The sequence below is a fragment of the Shimia thalassica genome (assembly GCF_001458215.1).
GTDB classification, from domain to species: Bacteria; Pseudomonadota; Alphaproteobacteria; order Rhodobacterales; family Rhodobacteraceae; genus Shimia; species Shimia thalassica.
On the sequence record NZ_CYTW01000002.1, the window covers coordinates 518,373 to 539,739 of the forward strand.

Consider the following 21,367-nt stretch of genomic DNA (forward strand, 5'->3'; position numbering starts at 1 on the left):
GCACGGCGGGAGCCCACATTTGAGTGTCAACCGTGCAGGCCCAGTTCATTTGCGGTCTTCCAGATCCGCCAATGGTCATGGGGCATGTTGGTGTGTGTGTTCCCAAAGGGCCGGAACGCATCCTGCACCGCATTAGAGAAACAAGGCACACCACCGACATGGGGGCTTTCGCCCACGCCCTTGGCACCGATAGGATGGTGCGGCGATGGCGTCACGGTATAGTCGGTCTCGTAGTTGGGAACTTCCCATGCCGTTGGCAGGAAGAAGTCCATCAACGTGCCGGTCTTGCAGTTGCCCATATCGTCATAGGCAATCTCCTGGCCCAGAGCCACGGCAAGCGCTTCGGTCAACCCCCCATGGACCTGTCCTTCGATGATCATCGGGTTGATGCGTGTGCCGCAATCATCCAGCGCATAGAAGCGGCGAATTTCCGGAACACCCGTGTCCACATCGATGTCCATCACACAGACATAGGCCCCGAACGGATAGGTCATGTTGGGCGGGTCATAGTAGCTGACCGCTTCAAGACCGGGTTCGATTCCGGGGATGGCCTGATTATAGGCGGCAAAGGCGATTTCCTTCATCGTCTTGAACTTTTCAGGCGCGCCTTTGACAACAAACCGGTCCACGTCGAATTCCACGTCATTGTCGTGCACTTCGAGCAGGTAGGCCGCGATCATTTGCGCTTTGGCGCGTATCTTGCGGCCTGCCATGGCGGTTGCGGCCCCTGCAACAGGTGTCGAGCGCGACCCGTAAGTGCCAAGCCCGTAAGGCGCCGTATCTGTATCGCCCTCCTCGATTGTGATCGAGTCTGCGGGCAGCCCGATTTCAGAGGCCAAAATCTGGGCGAAGGTGGTCGCGTGGCCCTGACCCTGAGAAATCGTTCCCAGACGCGCAATTGCCGATCCGGTCGGGTGAATGCGGATTTCGCAACTGTCGAACATACCAAGGCCAAGGATATCACAATTCTTGACGGGGCCGGCGCCCACGATCTCGGTAAAGAAAGACAGCCCAATCCCCATCAGCTTGCGGGTTTTGCCTGCTTTGAAATCCTCGACACGTTGGGCCTGTTCTGCGCGCAGCCCGTCATAGTCGACGGTCTTTAGCGCTTTGTCCCAAGCCGTGTGATAGTCACCGCTGTCATATTCCCAGCCAAGCGCGGCCTGATACGGGAACTGCTCTTTCTTGATAAAGTTGATGCGGCGCAGTTCTGCCGCGTCCATATCAAGCTTGATTGCCAGAACCTCGATCATGCGCTCGATAAAGTATACTGCTTCGGTCACGCGGAACGAACAGCGATAGCTGACACCACCGGGCGCTTTGTTGGTATAAACGCCATCGACCTCAAGATAGGCCGTGGGAATGTCATAAGAGCCCGTGCAGATGTTCATGAAACCTGCGGGGAACTTGGTCGGATCGGCGCAGGCGTCAAAACCGCCATGGTCGGCCGTCACGTGACAATGCAGACCGGTGATCTTACCTTCTTTGGTCGCGCTGATCTTGCCGGTCATATGATAATCACGCGCAAAGGCGGTGGTCATCAGGTTGTCCATCCGGTCTTCGATCCATTTGACAGGCTTGCCTGTCACGATCGAGGCGACAACAGAACACACATATCCGGGGTAGGCGCCAACCTTGTTGCCAAAGCCGCCTCCGATGTCGGGCGACACCACGCGGATGTTGTGTTCCTCGATACCAGAGATCAATGACACCACAGTACGGATCGCATGCGGGGCCTGAAACGTGCCCCAGAGCGTAAGCTTGCCGTTAACCTTGTCCATCGAGGCGACGCAACCGCAGGTCTCGAGCGGGCAGGGGTGCGTGCGGTGGTAATACATGCTTTCAGTGGCCACGACGTCTGCATTTGCGATGACTTCTTCGGTGGGCTCTTTGTCGCCCGCATCCCATGTGAAGATGTGGTTGTGGTGCTTGCGTGGGCCATGGGCCCCGTCCGGCAACGAGCCGCCTTCTCCCATCAGGTCCTCGCGCAGAACTACGTCCGACTTGAGTGCCTCAAACGGGTTTACGATGACGGGAAGCTCTTCGTACTCTACCTCGACCAGTTCGATGCCATCCGCCGCGGCATAGCGGTCTTCGGCTACAACAAAGGCGACTTCCTGACCCTGAAACAGCACTTTGCCGTCTGCCAGAACCATTTGTTTGTCACCGGCAAGCGTCGGCATCCAATGCAAACCCAGTGGTTCGAGATCGGCAGCGGTCAAAACGGCAAGAACACCGGGCACCTCAAGCGCTGCAGCTGTGTCGATGCTCTTGATGCGTGCGTGTGCATAGGGCGAGCGCACGAAATCACCAAACAGCATGCCGTCCAGCTTGATATCGTCAACATAGTTGCCTTTGCCTTGTGTGAAGCGTGCATCCTCGACGCGCTTGCGCGAGCACCCCATCCCTTTGAGGTTTGCGACGCGATCTTCGCGGGTATCTACTTCGTCCTTCATTCTGCAGCCTCCTTGGATGCGTTCATTTCCACAGCTGCCGCCTGAATCGATTTTACGATGTTCTGATACCCTGTGCAGCGACAGATATTGCCTGCCATGCCAAAGCGGATTTCTTCTTCGGTCGGGTTCGGGTTCTCTTCGAGAAGTTTGGTTGCCCGCGTGATCATGCCCGGTGTGCAATAGCCACACTGAAGCCCATGGTGTTCCTTGAACGCTTCTTGCAGCGGGTGCAGATTGTCGGGACCGCCAAGGCCCTCGATGGTTGTGATCGACTTGCCGTCTGCTTGGGCGGCAAACATCGTACAGGATTTGACCGATTTGCCGTCGATGGTGACCGTACAGGCCCCGCAATGCGAGGTCTCGCATCCGATATGAGGTCCGGTGATGTTCAACCGCTCGCGCAGGGTATAGATCAGTAACTCGCGTGGTTCGGCCAGAAACTCTTCTTCCTTGCCGTTCACGTTCAGTTTGATGTGCATTTTGTTAGACATAGTTTCTTTCTCCCTTACGCCCGCGACCATGCGCGCTCGATGGCGCGACGCAGGATGACACCCGCCACGTGTTTCTTGAACGCGATGGGTCCGCGGTTGTCCTCGGTTGGGTCGATGTCGTTCAGCATCGCGGCGACAGAAGATTTGATCGCGGCATCGTCAAGCGCGGTTCCGACCAAGGCCGCACCGGCCGCTTCCGAAAAGATGGGTGTGTCGCTCAGGTTTGTCATTGCGATGGCAGCGGACGTGCAGGTGCCGCCCGACTGGGTGATCTGCACGGATGCAGCAGCGGTCGCATAGTCCCCGATTTTGCGCTTTTGCTTTTCATAGGCATACCCCCCGCTGGGCAAGGGGATCGACACAGCGGTGAGGACTTCTTCGTCATCACGCGCCGTCATATAGGCCGCTTCATAAAAGTCGCGTGCTGGCACATCACGTTCTCCGTCTGATCCGACCAAGGTAAAGGTCGCATCCAGACATTGCATCAGGCCGGGCATGTCGTTGCCGGGATCGCCGTTTGCAACATTGCCCCCGACGGTGCCCATATACCGCACCTGAGGGTCGGCAATTTGCAATGCCGCCTCGCGCAGGATCGGCGCGGCAGCGGTCAGCTCTGCGCTATCAATGATGTCGGCTTGGGTGACCATCGCACCGATAACGATGCGGCTTGCTTCAACAGTGATATCTGACAATCCACCAACGTCTTGCAAGTCGATGAGATGGGGCACTTCGGCCATGCGCAACTTCATCATGGGGATCAGGCTGTGCCCCCCCGCCATAACGCGTGCGTCGTCTCCGTGCTCTTCAAGAATGGCAAGAACCCCGGCCATATCTTGTGGTCGATAATACTCGAATGCAGCTGGAATCATCTGCTCTCCTCCCTAAAAGCGTTTGTTCTGGCTGAGAGGACGGTGGCACGCAGGGCACGGGGCAGGCATTACAAAACCCGTGAAATACAAAGGTTTTGCACGAAATGCGCCTAGGTCAGCACGAAATGCGCCATGCTAAACGCTGAGGGCGGCCTGTATGGTTTTGAGTTTGGAACGACTGACCGGAACACTTGGCAATTCCTCTGATTCAAAAATACAGAGACCCTTGTCTTTGGCCCGTTCAAAGCGCGAGACTTTGCTCGGGTTCACAAGATAGCTGCGATGCGTCTGCAAAAAGCCCGCAGGGCGCAACCGTTTGGTCGCCTCTGTGATGGGCCAGACGCAAAACAGCCGGTCCTTACCGGCATACATCTGCGTATAGTGCCCGTCAGCGCGCACAAGAGACACATCTTCCGGCGAGATGAAAACCTTGGCCCCATCCCGTTCGCAGGGGATTTGCAACGCAGGTGCTACCGGCGCTGGGCGCGGGGCTGGAGCTGGGACAGTGGGTTCGGGCACAGGCGGGCTGGTGACGTCGCCCACAGGTCTTGCGACAAGATACGTGACGCTGACCCACAGGAACGTGCCGAACAAAACAAAGCTCGAGAACACCACACCAAGCGCCAGAACCTCATTGCTCATCGTGGGGCCGAATTCGGTCAGGTTTGGCTCTGCGACAAAGTTTGTGCCTGCCATCGCCAAAAAGTGGACCGAGACAACCGCAAAGGCAAAGCACACGGTTCCGATGACGATATTGCGGTTGGTCCGCCCGCCATAGGCCACCCAAAAGGCAAGGATGCACAGCCCGATCGCGACAGCAGACGATGTCAGAAGACCCGAGAGGGTATAAGAGGCGCGGCACATCTCGAGACCAGCCATACCGATATAGTGCATGCCAAGGATGCCCACGCCGACAACACCACCCGCAAGGCTGATCAACAGCGGCGTGCGTTCCAGAAAATGCAGCATCACCAGCGCAGCCCCGACGATCAGGATCGCCGTCAACGCCGACATCAGCGTTATCGCCGCATCATAGTAAAACAGGATCGGCAATTGCAGCCCAAGCATCGCCACAAAATGCATCGACCAAATGCCTCCGCCCAAAGCGACAGATGCCAGCGCGATGGAAACCTGTCTTTGGAACAGGGGTTTCTTTGACAGGTCGCGTGTCAAAGACAGCCCGGTAAAACCCGCAACAAGCGCCACAATACAGGACATGAACACAAGGAATGTGTTGTGATCTGATTCAAGGAATTCCATGAGCGCTAATCTGTACGAAAATCGATATTATGGCAAATAAAGAGAATGTGCCCAAAAAAGTGAAGTTTTGACCTTTGACGTTCTGCGAAATTCAAAGAGGGGCTTGAGACGAGTCCGGGCATTCTGAACTATGCACAGCACGCCGTTGCGGGTGTGTTGAGGGGCCTTGGCAAAGCGGCCCTGACGCGTTGTTGCCCGATTTGGTCCGGTGTGCATCGTTTTGAATGCTTAATAATTAGGCGCATAGGTGCAAAAAATATCCGCAACTTTATCGGGACGGACTTCTGGTCTGAAGCTGGCTCATAGGTGAACGAACGGCCTCAAGCGGCTGTTTATCCTTGGTTTTTAAGGGGCGTCCGTGGCTTTGTCGCAGGAGCGGCGTTCGCAACTGCCAAGCATTTCACACCAAAACCGTGCTTCTGTTTCGGGCGCAAGTGGTGGGGGCGTTACTTGTCATCCCCATGCATCTCGGACAGTATTTAGCCATGGCAGACTTTTGCGACTTGTTGGTTTTTACAGATCTTGACGGCACCCTGATTGATCATGACACTTATGACTTTTCGCCTGCTTTTCCTGCACTCTCAGCGTTAAAAAACATGTCGGCGGGTCTTGTTCTGGCTAGCAGTAAAACAGCCCCTGAAATCAGTGATTTACGGCAGAAACTTGGAGTCGAGGAATGGCCTGCAATCGTGGAAAACGGGGCCGGCCTCTTAACTCCTTTTGTTCAACAATCCCCTGATGCGTCACAATATGAAACCGTGCGTCGGGTCCTTGAAAGTCTGCCCAAAGATCTGCGCAGCCTGTTTCTCGGGTTCGGAGATCTGAGCGTCGCGCAAGTGGCGCAACTCACCGGACTTTCACACGCAGGGGCCGCGCGTGCCAAAGAGCGCAGCTTTTCCGAACCGGGACAATGGTCTGGAACCGCGGAACAAAGGGATGCTTTTCTGGCCGCATTGGCGCAACAAGGTGTCACCGCCCAACAAGGCGGGCGGTTTTTGACGCTTTCGTTGGGGACCAATAAAGTCGACCAGATGCGAAACCTCATCGAGACCTACCGGCCGCGTCACACCATTGCTCTTGGGGATGCGCCCAATGATATTGCGATGCTGGAATTTGCGGATCTCGGCATCGTGGTTGCCAACCCCGCGCGGGAACCTCTTGCGCCTCTCGAAACTGAAAACACCGGCGGCATCATACGCACCAAAAAACCAGGGCCCACAGGATGGAATCTGGCGGTATTGGAAGCGATTGACCGCCTCGCACGAACCTAGGACGAAGAACACATGGCTGATTTCCATCAGAACGGAAACATCACGACACTACACAACCTGCGCACGCGCGACGTTCGTGAAATGGAAAACGAGTTGAGCGCATTTGCAAGTACACGCAACATCACCTTGATCTTGCCGTGCCTTTATTCGGAACTTGAAGGCGATGCGCTGCACAACATCCTGAAAGAGCTGTCTGAGGTCAAATACCTGCACCGGATTATCATTGGTTTGGACGCAGCAAGCGAAGAGCAGTTTCGCCATGCCAAAGAGTTCTTCAAGGCGCTGGATCAAAACCATATTGTCATCTGGAACGACAGCCCGCGCATGTTGGCGCTTGGGGATCGTCTTGGCGCATTGGGTCTTCGGCCCAACGAGCAGGGCAAGGGCAAGAACGTCTGGTCGTCGCTTGGGTATCTGATGAGTTGTGCAGACAGTGACGTGATGGCAATCCACGATTGTGACATCCTGACCTACGACAAGGAAATGCTTGCGCGGCTGGTTTATCCCGTGGCCAATCCCACGTTCCCATATCAGGTCGCCAAGGGGTATTACGCCCGCATTGGCGGAGAAAAACTGAATGGCAGGGTCACGCGGTTGCTGGTGAGCCCTCTGTTGATTGCCTTGAACCGTGTGATCGGGTCGCGTGACTATATCGATTTCCTGCGCAGCTTCCGATATCCGCTGTCCGGTGAATTCGCGATGCGCACGGCCATCCTGCCTGATCTGAGAATCCCGTCCGACTGGGGGCTTGAGATCGGCGTGTTGTCCGAGGCATGGCGCAATCTCGCACCCAAAGCCGTGTGTCAGGTTGAAATTTCGGATGCCTATGATCACAAACATCAGGATCTGAGCGCGGATGAAGCGACGGCGGGCCTTAACCGGATGTCCACCGATATCTGCAAGGCGATATTCCGCAAACTTGCAGCCGATGGAACCGTGTTTACCCCGAATGTGTTCCGTACACTGAAGGCCACCTATTATCGTTTGGCGCTTGATCTGCTGGACAGCTATTGCAGCGACGCAAAAATGAACGGGCTGAACATTGACCGCCACACGGAAGAACGCTCAATCGAGTTGTTTGCGGAAAACATCATGCGGGCAGGGCAAGTGTTTCTCGATAACCCGCATGAGACACCGTTCATCCCCACGTGGAGCCGCGTGCACGCTGCAGATCCGTCATTTCTTACAGATATGAACGCGGCCGCAATAGCGGATGAGGCCGAATACTAGGTTCGGCCCTGATTGGTGATCCAGCGACATTGATACGGGGCCAGCATGATCTCTTCCTGGTCCATGTCAATTGTGTAGCTGCCCAGCAAATCAAACCACTGTTCGTCTTCGATCAGGTTCATCGACAAATGTGACAGCACGACAGGCTGGTCGCTGACGTTGTGCAGGGCAAAGATGGATTGGCGGCGATCAAGGCTTTGCCGCCAGACACCGAAAACCCGATCATCCAAGGGCATTGTGAATTGTGTGGCGTTGGGGTGGAACGCCGGTTGCTTTGCGCGAATGCGCAGACGCTCGGACAGTGCCGTCAAAACCCGCGACTGCTTCGACGCGGGGTCATCAAGCAATGCGTTCAGCTCTGGATAATCCCAGCGGTGCCGATTGATGGCACGGTTCATGCCGCGATGTTTGACCTGCGCATGGTCATTAGGGGTCGCCAGCATCGAATGGATATAGAAGGCGGGAATGCCCTCGAGCGACATGGGGATCGTCTGGGTGCAGACAAAGCGGTCAAAGTGATGATCGTCTTTTCCGTCAAAGGTTTGCGCCGTTGCTTCAAAGTACGTTGTGTTGATCTCGTAGGGGGCTTCGCCGCCGTCCGGCAAGGCCCGCATGGAAACAAGACCACCCGTGTGCTTGATTGTATCGATCATGCGCGCCTGTTCCGTTGCGGGCAGGATGCCTTCGACCGGCCGCATCCCGATGCCATCGTGGCTGGCCGTAAAATTCAGATAGGCACAGCCCATGGGGGCGGGGGGCATGCCGCTTTGCCAGCGCCGCAGGTAATGGGCGGAATTTGACATGACCGCATGCAGGATCAGCGGAGGCAAAGGAAAATTGTAAATGGCGTGGGCTTCGTCGTGCTTGCCAAAGTAACTCAGGTTTTCGGCCTTGGGCACGTTGGTTTCGGTCAGCAGGATAATGTCTTCGGAAGCATAGTCGCACAACAGCCGCATAAGCTTGATAATGGCGTGCGTCTGGGGAAGGTGGATCGATGAGGTTCCGGCTTCTTTCCAGAGAAAGGCCACCGCATCGAGGCGGATGACCTTTACGCCGTTGTCGACATGCAGGCGGATGATGCGCAGAAATTCCAACAGCACTTCAGGATTGCGGAAATCCAGATCAATCTGGTCATGGCTAAAGGTGCACCAGACATGACGCGGCCCGTTGACCGTTTCGACCTCTTGCAAAAGGGGCGTTGTGCGGGGGCGGACCACATCACCGAGGTCATCATCGGGGCTGGCCTCGAAGAAATACTTGTCATAGGGCGCCTGTCCCTGCCGGTAGCTGTTGAACCAGTGTCCCTGGCTTGAAACATGGTTCAGCACCAGATCAGACATCAGGTCAAAATCCTCGCTGATCCGGTTGATATCCGGCCAGTCCCCAAGTTGCGGGTTCACGGCGCGGAAATCGGATACGGCAAACCCGTCGTCGGATGTATAGGGAAAGAAAGGCAGGATATGCACACCGTTGACCACGCCCTTCATCCGGCGCAGCAAAAAGTCATGCAACAGATCAAGCGGCTTGTGGCTGCCGTCGATGATCGAGTTGCCATAGGTGATCAGGAGGGCATTTTCTTCGTTCCACAGATCATTGCTGGGGATACGGCCGGTCTCGCTTTGTTGGGAACCATCCGGCCAGAACGCGTCTATAACGTCATGCGCAATGTGATCACTCTCTGCGGCAGGATAAATCTCCTGAATAAGGGTGGTAAGTCTACTGTGAAGAGCGTGTTTTTGTGTCATCGGTCAGGAGCTTGTCTGGTAGTCTTCATTTGAATGATCTGGTCACCCGACCATAGGGAACCTGTCCGGTTTCCAAAATCAATTTTAGCCATATACGCCAGTTCCTGCGGCATCCGGGGCCATGTTGATGATTTCTGCAGCAGAGTCACAATTGCTAAAACAGCCGGTGATTGTACTGGCCCAAAGCTATGTCTGCTTCCCGAGCATCGGCTTAGGGTGGCGACAGTCACAAAACCAGCCAACGGTCAGTGCTTGAGAATTACCTGTGCTTCGCTTTTGAGAACATCCGCCAGTATATCGCTTCCCATACGTGGATCAGGCAGAGCAGGCTGGATCAACGCAATGTCGCGTTTTGCGGTAGGGTCTTTCAGGGCGCGCAGACAGACATCTGTTCCGCGTCTGGCCTCAACCGCCGCATAGATGCTGGGAAGGATCGCGAAACCGGCGCCTGTCGCTGCCATCAACCGGATGGCATCAAGGCTTGTGCCTTCATACTCGTCTGACACCCGTCCGCCCGCTCTGGCAGACAGGCCTGCAACAATGTGAGAGAGCCTGTGACCCGGGCTCAGCGTTAAAAACGTCTGATCCGCCAAAGCCTCCAGCGGCAAGGGTGCAGTCTGTCGTGCCTGAAGATGATCACGCGCCATGGCAACCCAAAGGGTTTCGGTGAACAGATACGTGCTGCGCGCGCCGGGGTGATCTTCTGGCGTGGAAATGATCATGTCCAACCGCCCCGTGCGCAAACCTTCGCTGAGGTCGCGCGTGCTTTCTTCACGAACGATCAGGCGAAAACTCGGGTGGTCCTTGTGGAGACGTTTGACCACGCCCGGCAAGAGGTACGGGCCAATCGATGGCAGCACCCCAAGCCGGAGCCGACCTTGGAAAATGCCGCCTCCCTTGACGGCAGCTCTTAAATCTTGATGTTCATACAGGATCCTGCGGGCGCGTCGCACAACCTCTTCGCCGGCGGGGGTGACTTTGGCGCCCGTCCGGCCTCGTTGGAACAGGGTAACGCCAAGCTCGGTTTCAACTTCCGACAACTGGGACGAGAGGCTCGGCTGGCTGACGTTCAGCTGTGCCGCAGCCAGACCGACCTGACCGGTATCAGCGATCGCCACGATATATTCCAGATGGCGTAGGGTAGGGCGCATATATAGCCTCAAGCTATGTTTGATGCGCATTATATATATTTGAATCTAATCTACCTTTCAACCCATATCGGCGCGAGTGACCCCAGCAACCTTGAAAGGTGCCCATATGAAATGCCCAGTGGACGGAACCCTGCTTGTCATCAGCGAGCGCAGCGGCGTCGAAATCGATTATTGCCCACAGTGTCGCGGCGTGTGGCTGGATCGTGGAGAGTTGGACAAGATCATCGCTCACTCTGCCCCCGCCGTCGCGCAGGACTATTCCCGCGAGCGGGATAGACACCACGCACAGAAGCCATGGAAAAAGCGCGAGAGTTTCCTGTCGGATCTCTTTGACTTCTAACGCGCATCACATCTCGGCGGGAACAGGCCCGCCTTAAACTTCCTGCAAAAAATCCAAGGGACAGTTATGGAACTTTCAATCGCCTCTCTGGCGGGCAATCTGCTCGCGCCGACTATTTTGTTTTTTGTTCTTGGCCTCGTCGCGGCCTTTGCCCGCAGCGATCTGTCGATCCCGGAAGGCGCGGCCAAGGTCATGTCGATCTACCTGCTGCTTGCCATCGGGTTCAAAGGCGGGGCGGCCGTCTCCAAAGGGGGAATTGACGGACAGCTGGTAGCATCCCTCGGCGCCGGTATCGTGCTTTCCTTTGTCTTGCCTTTTGTCGCCTTCGGCCTTCTTCGGGTGATGACCCGTCTGGATGGGTTGAATGCTGCTGCGGTGGCGGGGCACTATGGATCGATCTCCATTGTCACTTTCGTCACGGCAGTCAGCCTGCTCGAGGCGCGCGGCATCTCGTCTGAAGGTTATCTTGTGGCCGTTGCAGCCGTGATGGAAGTGCCTGCCATCATGTCTGCGCTCTGGATTGCTGCCCGCAAGGGCGAGGGCATTGCCGTTGACAGATCCCTGATACGGCACATCCTTGGCAACGGATCGATCGTGCTGCTTGTCGGATCGTTTGTGATCGGGGCAGCGACAGGTGAAAGCGGTCTCAATGACCTGCGGCCTTTCATTGTCGTGCCGTTCACCGGTGTGCTGGCACTGTTCCTTCTGGATATGGGCCTTTCTGCGGGGCGCAGCATTCTGGAACACCGCAAAGACATTTCCGGCGGTTTGCTTCTATTTGGTTGTGTGATGCCCGTTATCGGCAGCCTGTTCGGTCTCGCAGCGGCAGCTTTGGTCGGGCTTTCAACAGGCGGCGCGTTTCTCCTCATGGTACTCAGCGCCTCGGCCTCCTACATTGCGGTTCCGGCTGCGATGCGGTTGGCACTTCCCAAAGCCAAGTCCGGCATCTACCTGACCCTCGCGCTGGGTGTGACGTTCCCCTTTAACCTCACACTCGGCATGCCGCTCTATTTCATGCTCGCAAGTTCGGTGGGGCCTTGAGCGAACCGTGACAGGCAGTTGCCTCGTGTTTGCCGAAACATGGAAACGGAAGATGTCAAAGTAGAGTAGTGCCCGCAAACAGTTTCCGAACTGACGAGTGACAAACCTCATGAAACAGAAAAGGCCGCCCTCAGTTTGTGCGGCCCTTCTTTTCACGCCGTTTGATCACCGGTTCTCAAGGCTTTGCTCAAGGAATGTGACGACCCGGGCAATCTGATCGGCGCGCGTCTTCAGATCATCAATCTTGTTGCGTATCACTTGGGCGGCCTCTGATCGGTCGCAACTGCCATTCATCGTCTCGATAATGTCGCGCAGATCCGCGATCGACATACCTGCATCACGGGCTTTGGTGAAAAACCCCAAGAGTTCAAGGTTGTGATCCGGATAGTCGCGATAGTTGTTAGTGTCGCTTTCGCCCGTTGTCGACGAAATGAGGCCATTGCGTTCGTAAAACCGGATTGTGTCGCGGCTGACACCTGATTTGTCAGCGAGTTCACCTATGCGCATCTGATACTCCGTAAACCATGAACAATGGTCTATTGTTTTTTATTGATCTGATCTTTATGTAACTCTGGAAACGGCGCATTGCAATCGCCCCTCGGTTATCAGGAGTTACCCTTATGTCCATTCGCATCGCAATCATTGGCGGCGGCTACATCGGCGCCGAGCTTGCTCAAGAGCTTGAAGAAAAGGCAGAAATCACTCTGATTGAACAGCGCACCCATTTTGTGCACACGCCTGCGATGATCCGGGCGGTGGTGGATCCATCCATTCTGGATGACGCTCTGGTCCCATACGACAAACTCTTGCAAAGGGGACGTGTCATACAAGCCCGCGCTACAAAAGTGGACGAAATAGGCGTCACACTTGAAAATGGTGAGCGGGTTGAGGCGGACTATATTGTGGTGGCCACCGGCTCTGAGAACGCGATGCCATTCAAACCGAACAGCGGTGGGATCGAGCAATTGCGTGCCGACAACGCGCGTATTCATGGACTGCTGCAATCAACAGGGCGGGTGACGATCGTTGGTGCAGGCGCTGTTGGTACAGAACTGGCCGGCGAGATCGCACATTTCATGCCAGAGAAAGAAATCACCCTGGTCTCGGGAACGCCGACGTTGTTTCCGGACATGCCTCAGAAACTTGGAGCATCTCTCAAGGCCAAACTCGAGGCCGCAGGTGTGAAAGTCATCCTCGGATCCCGCGCCGAAAACCTAGAGAGCCTGACTGTGCCTTATATTGGCGATCTGTCTTTGAGCAACGGGCAAACAGTGCCGGCGGGCTTGGTTTTCCCGGCTATCGGCTCGCGCGCAACGTCCGAGATTTTGGCTGCACTGCCGGGGGTGTCCAAAGGTTCTGCAAACCGGATCAAGGTCGACAGCTGGATGCGCCCGTCTGCCTTGCCAAATGTATTTGCCGCAGGAGACGTTGCCGAAATGGGGGACGCGATGACAATTGTTGCAACCAGTCGACAAATCCCTTGGCTAAAGAAATCCTTGCAAGCGCTGGTCGGCGGCAAAAAGGTTGAAGACCTGAAGCCCTATACCCCGTGGAAGAAAGCGCCAATTCTGGTGCCCTTGGGACCGGAGAAAGGGAACTCGTTCCTGTCACTGTTTACCGCTGGAGACTTTCTGACGCGAAAGATCAAGGGCGAGGGGCTGTTTCTTCAGAAAACCCATAAAAGGTTCGGGGTTCATTGAACCAGAGCGGTCTTGTTGGAAAGCTAAAACGCTCCAGCATTTGGGCAGCTATTTCCAATGCGAAGGCTCGGAACTTTTCTTCTCGGACTGCGACGGACGTCGCTGACCGAGAAGAAAACGTATTACTGTCAGCCGTTTGAGGTACTTTGCTATTTGTAGACACGCCGGCGCAGGTCACGTTGCGCGGAAAAGATTCTGTATGCAGATTCCGAGTCGGCAAGGGGGGCATTACAGGAATAGGTTGAAAGGCGAGCCGTAACCGTTGGGGATGCGGAGCGTTCAATTTGTCAATTTCTAACAGTGTGTTGTGAAGTATAAATGGTGCCCCCACACGGACTCGAACCGCGGACCTACTGATTACAAATCAGTTGCTCTACCAGCTGAGCTATAGGGGCACACCGTTTCAGGAACGGCGTTAACAGGTTGCGAGGTTGGTTTGGTCTACAAGAGGCAGTCAAAGCTGCTTTCGAGTGACGCAAACTATCGAATCTCGTTTGCTGTTGGCGATGCTTCTAAACGTAGAAAAAGGCGGGTGCAAACCCCAAAATATGATTTGGCAAACTTTTTTTCAGGCAAGCGCTGTGTGGTTGTATTTTTACGTGTATTGTCCCAAATCGGCCGGGGCAGTCTCGCTGTTTGGCCTCGTGTCAGGGCAGAGGGAGTGCAGGGTTGGTAGGCTCGGAGGGGGCAATAAAAAGAGCCTTGTTGCGCAGGGCAAAGAGGGCGAGAGGCGTGTTTAACGACGGGCGCTTTTGGCGGGCGCTGCGGAGGCGAACAAGTTGCTTTGGCCGGTGTCGCGCAGATCTATTAGGGCATCAATCCACGCCTGCGCCTGTTCAATGTGGCCACGACGCAAAAGCTGTAGGGCCATCTCGCGTTGGGGGCAGTCGGGATAGAGATCAAGCCACTGATCTTTGGTCTGACGGATGCTTAATTCGGTCAAGAGAGTCTCCCGGCGAGAGTAATGTTTCACAATAGGTTAATAAAAGGTTAACACAGTTTTTCCATTTTCGATATCACAGAAAAAACGAAGCGGACCGAGGCCCGCTTCATATGTGTTTTCCGGTGATGCCCTGCCTGCCTAAATCAACATAGCAGTTTGTTCCGCAATCACTTTTTCTTCGTTTGTTGGAATAACGAGCGCTTTGACCACACTGTCCGCTGTGGAAATAACGGGCCCACCACTTTGATTGGCTTGCGCATTTTCGGTTACTCCAAGCCAGCCGCATCCGGCCAGAATCTTGCTGCGCACATTAGAGGCATTTTCACCGATTCCGGCGGTAAAGACGATTGCATCCACGCCTTCCAGGGCCGAGGCCATAGAGCCGATCTGGCGACAGGCGCGATAGGCAAACAAATCGATCGCTTCTGCAGCGGCGGGGTCGTCACTGGCAGCGAGGTCGCGCATGTCGCTGCTGATCCCGCCTGAGACACCATAAAGACCCGACTTAGACGAGACGATTTCCTCGGCTTCTTCGATGCTCATGCCCTTGTCGCGCACGAGATAGAAGATCACACCCGGATCCAGCTCGCCCGAACGTTTGCCCATCATCAGGCCATCAAGTGCGGTAAAGCCCATCGAGGTCGCGACGCTTTTCCCGTACTTCATGCCACACACACTCGCGCCGTGGCCGAGATGAAGAACAATCACGCGGCCCGATTGTGCGCCAAGGTACTCGGGAAGTTGAGAGGCGATGTAGTCATAGCTGAGGCCATGAAAGCCATAGCGCAACACGCCCTCGTCGCTGAGTGCGCGCGGAATGGCAAACAGCTGGGCAAGGCGCGGCTGGGTGCGGTGGAACGCGGTATCGAAACAGGCAACCTGCGGAATATCCGGCCAGACCGCTTTGAGCGCTGCAATCCCGGCAAGGTTATGCGGCTGGTGCGCGGGCGCCAAGGGGGCGAGGGTCATGATCTTTTCAATCACCTCGGGGGTGATGACGGCGCTCTTGGTGAAATCCTGTCCACCGTGCACGACGCGGTGACCGGCAGCGACGATTTCGAGGTCATCCAGCCTGACTTGCAGGTGATCGGTTAGCCAAGCGAGCGCTTCGGCATGTTTGGCCTCTGGAGCGATTGGCAATACGGTTGTTTTGCCATCTGCATGATGTTCTGCAGTACTTCCAATACGATCAATCAGCCCCTGTGCCAGAAGGCTTTGATCAGCGGCGGCAAAAACGCCGTACTTCACGGAAGAGGAACCCGCGTTCAGGACCAGAATGGCTTGGGTCACAGATATGCCTTTCCTTGACGATAGTGGACCATCAACTGGGCCAGAGCAGCAGAGACGACACGCGATAGGGTACCATCGGCGCGGCTTGTCAGCATGACAGGAACGCGCGCGCCCAGCACAAGCCCCGCTGAGTCGGCGCCAGCCAGATACATCAGCTGTTTGGCGATCATGTTGCCCGCCTCGAGATCAGGGGCGATCAGGATGTCCGGATCACCGGCCACCTCTGAGACAATGCCCTTGGTTTCTGCGGCGGCCTTGCTGACGGCGTTGTCAAAGGCGAGGGGACCATCCAGCAACCCGCCGGTAATTTGCCCGCGCTCGGCCATCTTGCACAACGCGGCTGCTTCGACCGTGGATGGAATTTTGGGATAAATGGTTTCAACAGCCGACAGAATGGCAACCTTTGGCAGATCGACACCAAGGGCGTGCCCCAGTTCAATCGCGTTTTGAATGATGTCGGCTTTGGTTTCCAGATCCGGAAAGATGTTGATCGCGGCGTCAGAAATCAAAAGCGGTTTGGGATAGGTTGGCACGTCGAGCACAAAGACATGGCTCATTCGGCGCTCGGTGCGCAGGCCACGTGTTTTGTGTACGACTTCGCCCATGATCTCGTCCGTGTGCAACGCGCCTTTCATAAGGGCCTGTGCCCGGCCTTCATGAACAAGGGATACGGCCAGTTTGGCCGCCTCGTGGCTGTGGGCGGCGTCGATGATCTCGCATCCGCTGATATCAAGACCGGCTTCGCTTGCGGCCGCGTTGATCTTGTCCTTTGGACCCACAAGGATCGGTGTGATAAGGCCGTTGTCCCGCGCGGCTATCGCGCCCTCAAGAGAGGCGTCATCGCAAGGGTGCACGACAGCTGTCGCGATCGGCTCGAGAGGCTCGGTTGCTTTCAACATGAGATCAAAGCTTGCCGAGCTTTCTGCTGCGTTGCTTTGGTCGACCTGATCAATGGGTAAAATCACGGTGGATCTCCTGATGCCCAGCCTGGAAAGCTGGTGTTACTATGCACTACGCGGCGGTACATACGCTTGTTTTGTCCCGAAAACATGACACAGCGCAAATTGGCGCGGTTGTTTGCGTAACGTCGCCCGAGTTGCCAGAGCAACGGGCGGATGTCAGCCCAAATGCCTGCGAAGCGAGCATCTCACGTGCGTGGTGCGAAATCTCCATAGTTGCGTTGCGCAAAGACCAGCGGCGTGCCTTCGCCGATCATTGCCTGCTGAACAAGGCCCACCATGATAGAGTGGTCGCCGCCTTCATGAAGCGCATGTGTCTGGCATTCGAACCGTGCAAGGCAATCGTCAAACACAGGCACGCCGGATGCGTTATAGCGCAGATCGACACTCTCGAACGCGTCGCCATTGTTGGCAAATTCAAGGGCGAGAGGTTTTTGATCGTTGCGCAGGACGTGGATCGCAAAGTGCTTTGCTTCGCAGAAAAAGGAATAGCGCTCAGAGGATTTGGCAGGGGCCCAGAGAACCAAGGGTGGCGTAAGGGAAAGCGCCGAAAAGGAATTCGCGGTCATGCCGATGCCAACGCCGGATGTGGGCGCGGTGATCACTGTCACGCCTGTTGCAAAACAGCCGAGCGCGTCCCGAAAGTCGCGGGAATTGTCTTCACATGGGGTGAACTGCCTGACCATCGCGCGATCCTGTTTTACTGCCCATTCTTGATGATTGGCACCGCCTTTACGCGAATAGGTCCCACATGCAAGAGATTTTACGAGAGATCAGTTCAAATCTTCCAGCAATCGGCCATGTTTGCGTGTTTGCTGTATCACTTCGCCAAAGGTGGCGTATCCACGCGACTTCAGCATGGGCAGCATTTTGCACAGCACTTCGGCCGTCGCATAGGCATCTCCCAAAGCGGTGTGGCGCAGGTGAGCCGGTATGGTCACGCCCAAACGCTCACACAATGCGTCCAGCGTGTGGGTTTCACTGGCCCCGAACAGAACCGCAGACAAAAGAACCGTATCAATAATGGGGTGGTCCCAATTCAAACCATTCTCTTTGCCGTAGCGGCGCAAAAAGGCCATGTCGAAAGGCGCGTTGTGGGCCACAATGACCGAGTCCCGAGCGAAGACATGAAACTGTTTTGACACGACATGCGCATCGGGCGCATTTGCGACCATCGCGTCGGTCACGTGGTGCACTTTGGTCGAGGCAGGGGGGATCTTCATGCCGGGATTGACCAATTGGTCGATGCTCTCGCCGGGGATGATCCGACCATTGACCACACGTACCGCACCCAGTTGCACAACCTCGTCCTTATGCGGAAGTAGGCCGGTGGTTTCGGTGTCAAAGACCACAAAGTTCAGCCCCATAACAGCGCGGTGCTCGAATTCTTTGTCTTCCTCGTGCTCCAACAGATCAAAGTCATAGACCAGCGGACGCGCCGCCTCTGGCGAAATCTCGGCATGAGCCTCGTCAATGACAATCATATACCCCTGCGTGGCCCCCAGCGGTTTCAGGCGGGCATCAAAACTCAACCGGCCCTCGGTGCCTTGAGCTTCAAAGGACACATCCATGCCGGATTTGACCATTTTGGTGTGGGCGGCCTTGAGGGTGTCTTTGCTCAGGTAGTCAAAGATTGACGCATTCAGGCGGGGGACATGAATCTGTCCCAGAACTTCGGCGGCCTGTCCGTCGTACAGCACAATCTGGTGGGACGGGCTGACAATGATCATGGCGATTGGAATTTCGGTGAGCAAGGCGGTCAGGAACTCTTTTTCCGTGGCCAGCTGGGCGGTTTGGGTTGCGACCGCTTCCGCTGTGGATTCCTCAGTCTGGTTCAGCTGACCTGCTACGGCCTGCGCGGCCGGGGCCAAATCACCAAGATAGCGCGCTTCTTCCGCACTCAGCTGGACATTGACGCCGGCATGGGCACGGGTGCGCATGCTGGCCGCCACCCTTTCGATTGGCTTGGCCACGTTTTCATCAAACAGCAGCCAGATGCCCATGGACAGGCCCATGAAACCAAACAGGGACAGCACGGCAGAAAAGATGAAACCATTGAGCACGTCGCCCTCGACCGATCGCTGAAAACCAATGAACAAGGCGCCAGAAACAACGGCAGCCCCACCAAAGGCGATCAGCAAAAAGAACAGAAAAACACGCAGACGCAAAGACAGACTCTCAAACATTAGCCGATCTCCTTGCACAAGACCGATAGGATCGGATCGTCAATGCCAACCGGAACCCAGTCGGCCCCGCTGATGGTTCCGTCTTGGGCGAACACAACATCCGCATCAGCCACCGCCCTGCGCCCCAGATTGCAATCTCCCAATACAGGGATTTTGTTCACTGCGGCCCAGCGACCAAACGAGTAGAGATCAAAAAGCGCCAGACCAGGCTGTGCGTCGTTGGTCTTGGCTGTTGCGATGTCAACCGCGACGAACTTGTCCACATAGGGATAAACATAGGTCCACGGACGGTACATTGCCCGGCTTTCGACTGTTTGGGCGACTTGCATGCCTTCGGGTAATTCGGACTGTGTGCGTGAAAACCACGTATATTCATTCGATATCGTCGCCGCGATCATCGCGGCGCCTGCTGTTACCGGTACGAGCCAGCTGGGCAGGCGTCCGCCTGTGGTGCGACGCACAACCATCATCAGGCCGCCCGCGGCGACCCCCGCAAAAACAACGGCGATCAATTCCAGAAACATGTTCTTTCCTCCTCATGGCGGCCCTGCCAGTCCTCTTTCCGACAGGGGGCCAATTCATTTTGAGCCTTAGCTCAGCATACCGCGTCCGTGGCCGATTGCAGACTGTAGGGATTTCACGACTACAAAGGCATCGCGCAGATGGCTGCGTTCGAAATCGGACAATTCGGCGGGTAGCAAATAGTTGTCGGGCTTGTTGCCCGCTTTGACCTGTGCAGCCTGATGCAACAGGCGGGTTTCGGCGATCAGGTCATAGGCGTCCAGCAAATCGGCCGCACCTGCTTTGCTGATGATGCCGCTGTGCAGCGCCTCTTCCAGACGGGCGCGCGTGTTGATCGCGGTCAGACGGCCTTGCAAGGCGTAGATGCGGCCAAGGTCGACGATGGGCACAACACCGTTATGCTTCATATCGAGCTGGTTCTTGTGCTCGCCGGACCGGATGGTCGCAAATCCGCGCAGCAAGCCAAGTGGCGGCTGATGTTTGAGCGAATTGGACACCATGTGGGCCACAAAGATCGAGTTTTCACTGGCTGCCTTTAATGTTGTTTCCTGAAGGTCAGCGAACAAATCGGAGTGTCCACCAATCGGGCGCAGGTCGAACATCACACTGGCCAGCATTTGCGCTTCTGGGACGGGTTTGCGAATCCAGCCGCTAAAATACTCTTTCCAGACTTTGACTGGCTGGCACCAGCGCGTCGCGGTTGCCATCATGTCTCCGGGGCAATAGAAATATCCGCAGACATCCAGACCATCACTGACAAATTTGGCAAGGTCCGCGAAATAGCCGGTCTGCTGTTCGTCGGTTACGGCATCATCAAGGATAAGACAGTTGTCCTGATCGCTGACGCCGGTTTGTTCCTGACGTCCTTGCGATCCACAGGCCAGCCAGAGATAGGGCACAGGGGCAGGGCCGAGTTTTTCTTCGGCGAGGGTCAGCAAGCGACGAGTTGCTGTGTCGGCGATGTCGGTAATCAAACGGGTGACCACCTCGTGGCGGTTTCCGCCGGCCACAAGCTGCACAAGCAACTGCGGAATGCGGGCCGTGACTTCTGCCATTTCCTCGGCGGTACGGGCATGGGCGATCTCACTGACCAACTCGGCCGAACTGACAGCCTGAAAACGGGTCAGATCGGTCTGGGTCACGATCCCGACAAGCTTGCCGGACTCGACAATCGGGATATGCCCGACTTTGCGCTCCATCATCGCGTGCAACACATCGGACCCGATTGCCGACGGGGCAAGCGTGATCGGGTTGCGTGTCATGACGTCATCTACTGAGGTCGTCACCGGCAAGGCCTCGGCCAGAACCTTGCCCGACAAATCGCGCGTGGTCAGAATGCCGGACAGGCTGTCGCCATCCGTGATGCAGAGCGATGAAATCCCTTTTTCGCGCATGATACGCGCGGCGTCCTGCACGGTGGCATCGGCGGCGCAGGTCATCGGGTTGTGCGCCATCAGGGTTTCAACGCGGCTGGTGGCAAGATTGCTTTCACGGGGTTTCTCGATCCGTGTGCGATCAAAGAATTTGCGGGCGGCCTCGTGGTCTTCGATCATCTTGTAAAAGGGGATAGGGGGCAGCACCAACAGTACAGAATGCTCGCCCGCGCGTGCGCTGGTCACGGCGATACCGTCCCGCAACAATCCGCGTTCACCAAAAGAATTACGTAGGCTCAAATGCGAGACAACAACATCGTTCTCGTCACGCACTTCGATCTTACCTTCATAGATCAGAAACAGTCCCGGAAGCTTTTCACCAACATCATAAACCGAAAAATCCTTCTCGACTTCCCATGCTTCGAACAGCGGCGCGATCTCGGCGATCACCTCGGGTTTCAAGGCATCATAGGGATGGACGGATTTCAAAAAACGGATGATTTGCTCTTGGCTCAGGGGCATTGGAATCAACCTTGAAAG

Annotated in this window: 19 protein-coding genes and 1 tRNA gene; 5 read left to right on the forward strand and 15 right to left on the reverse strand. The window is 55.9% G+C overall.

Translation table 11 applies throughout. The annotated features are described in order from the left end of the window. Positions 1–26: 26 nt before the first annotated feature. The 4 genes from PH7735_RS12460 to PH7735_RS12475 form a co-directional block, all read right to left on the reverse strand. Positions 27–2,456 (reverse strand): aerobic carbon-monoxide dehydrogenase large subunit, encoded by a 2,430-nt coding sequence (locus tag PH7735_RS12460; RefSeq protein ID WP_058311691.1) that lies wholly within the window; start codon positions 2,454–2,456, stop codon positions 27–29. After that, complete coding sequence (locus PH7735_RS12465; RefSeq protein ID WP_058311692.1) at positions 2,453–2,947, reverse strand: (2Fe-2S)-binding protein; 495 nt, start codon at positions 2,945–2,947, stop codon at positions 2,453–2,455. Before PH7735_RS12465 ends, PH7735_RS12460 begins: the two co-directional genes overlap by 4 nt. A gap of 14 nt (positions 2,948–2,961) precedes the next feature. Beyond that, the gene (locus tag PH7735_RS12470) at positions 2,962–3,816 is read right to left on the reverse strand and encodes an FAD binding domain-containing protein (RefSeq protein WP_058311693.1); all 855 of its coding nucleotides are present in this window, start codon (positions 3,814–3,816) and stop codon (positions 2,962–2,964) included. A gap of 135 nt (positions 3,817–3,951) precedes the next feature. Then, positions 3,952–5,076 carry an MHYT domain-containing protein gene (locus tag PH7735_RS12475; protein ID WP_058311694.1) on the reverse strand — a complete coding sequence of 375 codons (1,125 nt, stop codon included), beginning with the start codon at positions 5,074–5,076 and terminating at the stop codon, positions 3,952–3,954. 485 nt (positions 5,077–5,561) lie between these two features. Here PH7735_RS12475 and PH7735_RS12480 point away from each other — a divergent pair, with 485 nt between their 5' ends. Next, complete coding sequence (locus tag PH7735_RS12480; RefSeq protein ID WP_058311695.1) at positions 5,562–6,347, forward strand: HAD-IIB family hydrolase; 786 nt, start codon at positions 5,562–5,564, stop codon at positions 6,345–6,347. Between the two features lie 12 nt (positions 6,348–6,359). Further along, complete coding sequence (locus PH7735_RS12485) at positions 6,360–7,577, forward strand: glycosyltransferase family protein (protein ID WP_058311696.1); 1,218 nt, start codon at positions 6,360–6,362, stop codon at positions 7,575–7,577. Here the strand turns inward: PH7735_RS12485 and PH7735_RS12490 are convergent. After that, positions 7,574–9,322, reverse strand: coding sequence for a sugar phosphorylase (locus tag PH7735_RS12490; RefSeq protein ID WP_058311697.1), 1,749 nt, complete (start codon positions 9,320–9,322; stop codon positions 7,574–7,576). The two genes, PH7735_RS12485 and PH7735_RS12490, sit on opposite strands and share 4 nt — an antisense overlap. 245 nt (positions 9,323–9,567) lie before the next feature. Then, a complete protein-coding gene (locus tag PH7735_RS12495; RefSeq protein WP_058311698.1) occupies positions 9,568–10,473 on the reverse strand; it encodes a hydrogen peroxide-inducible genes activator in 906 nt (301 codons plus the stop codon). 106 nt (positions 10,474–10,579) lie between these two features. Here PH7735_RS12495 and PH7735_RS12500 point away from each other — a divergent pair, with 106 nt between their 5' ends. Both PH7735_RS12500 and PH7735_RS12505 read left to right on the forward strand, forming a co-directional pair. Then, positions 10,580–10,813, forward strand: a complete 234-nt coding sequence (locus PH7735_RS12500; RefSeq protein ID WP_058311699.1) for a TFIIB-type zinc ribbon-containing protein — start codon at positions 10,580–10,582, stop codon at positions 10,811–10,813. A 66-nt stretch (positions 10,814–10,879) separates the two neighbouring features. Continuing rightward, on the forward strand, positions 10,880–11,854 hold the full coding sequence (locus PH7735_RS12505; RefSeq protein WP_058311700.1) for a sodium-dependent bicarbonate transport family permease: 975 nt from the start codon (positions 10,880–10,882) through the stop codon (positions 11,852–11,854). A gap of 165 nt (positions 11,855–12,019) precedes the next feature. Here PH7735_RS12505 and PH7735_RS12510 read toward each other — a convergent pair whose 3' ends face one another. Continuing rightward, positions 12,020–12,361, reverse strand: coding sequence for a MerR family transcriptional regulator (locus PH7735_RS12510; protein WP_058311701.1), 342 nt, complete (start codon positions 12,359–12,361; stop codon positions 12,020–12,022). 113 nt (positions 12,362–12,474) lie between these two features. Between PH7735_RS12510 and PH7735_RS12515 the strand changes: the two genes are divergently transcribed. After that, entirely contained in the window at positions 12,475–13,554 is a 1,080-nt protein-coding gene (locus tag PH7735_RS12515) for an NAD(P)/FAD-dependent oxidoreductase (protein ID WP_058311702.1), read from the forward strand. Between the two features lie 319 nt (positions 13,555–13,873). Here PH7735_RS12515 and PH7735_RS12520 read toward each other — a convergent pair. The 8 genes from PH7735_RS12520 to PH7735_RS12560 all read right to left on the reverse strand — a co-directional run bounded on the left by PH7735_RS12520 (position 13,874) and on the right by PH7735_RS12560 (position 21,349). Continuing rightward, positions 13,874–13,949, reverse strand: a tRNA-Thr gene (locus PH7735_RS12520). 341 nt (positions 13,950–14,290) lie between these two features. Then, positions 14,291–14,497: a hypothetical protein gene (locus tag PH7735_RS12530; RefSeq protein ID WP_058311704.1), complete on the reverse strand. Its 207-nt coding sequence runs from the start codon at positions 14,495–14,497 to the stop codon at positions 14,291–14,293. A gap of 138 nt (positions 14,498–14,635) precedes the next feature. After that, the gene (locus tag PH7735_RS12535) at positions 14,636–15,787 is read right to left on the reverse strand and encodes an acetate/propionate family kinase (RefSeq protein WP_058311705.1); all 1,152 of its coding nucleotides are present in this window, start codon (positions 15,785–15,787) and stop codon (positions 14,636–14,638) included. Then, positions 15,784–16,752, reverse strand: a complete 969-nt coding sequence (locus PH7735_RS12540) for a bifunctional enoyl-CoA hydratase/phosphate acetyltransferase (protein WP_233488312.1) — start codon at positions 16,750–16,752, stop codon at positions 15,784–15,786. Before PH7735_RS12540 ends, PH7735_RS12535 begins: the two co-directional genes overlap by 4 nt. Before the next feature lie 182 nt (positions 16,753–16,934). Then, a complete protein-coding gene (locus PH7735_RS12545) occupies positions 16,935–17,432 on the reverse strand; it encodes a flavin reductase family protein (protein ID WP_058311706.1) in 498 nt (165 codons plus the stop codon). 87 nt (positions 17,433–17,519) lie between these two features. Beyond that, positions 17,520–18,932, reverse strand: a complete 1,413-nt coding sequence (locus tag PH7735_RS12550) for a 3'-5' exonuclease (protein ID WP_058311707.1) — start codon at positions 18,930–18,932, stop codon at positions 17,520–17,522. Continuing rightward, positions 18,932–19,456, reverse strand: coding sequence for a hypothetical protein (locus PH7735_RS12555; protein WP_058311708.1), 525 nt, complete (start codon positions 19,454–19,456; stop codon positions 18,932–18,934). Before PH7735_RS12555 ends, PH7735_RS12550 begins: the two co-directional genes overlap by 1 nt. A gap of 66 nt (positions 19,457–19,522) precedes the next feature. Beyond that, positions 19,523–21,349, reverse strand: coding sequence for a DUF294 nucleotidyltransferase-like domain-containing protein (locus PH7735_RS12560; RefSeq protein WP_058311709.1), 1,827 nt, complete (start codon positions 21,347–21,349; stop codon positions 19,523–19,525). Positions 21,350–21,367 lie beyond the last annotated feature (18 nt).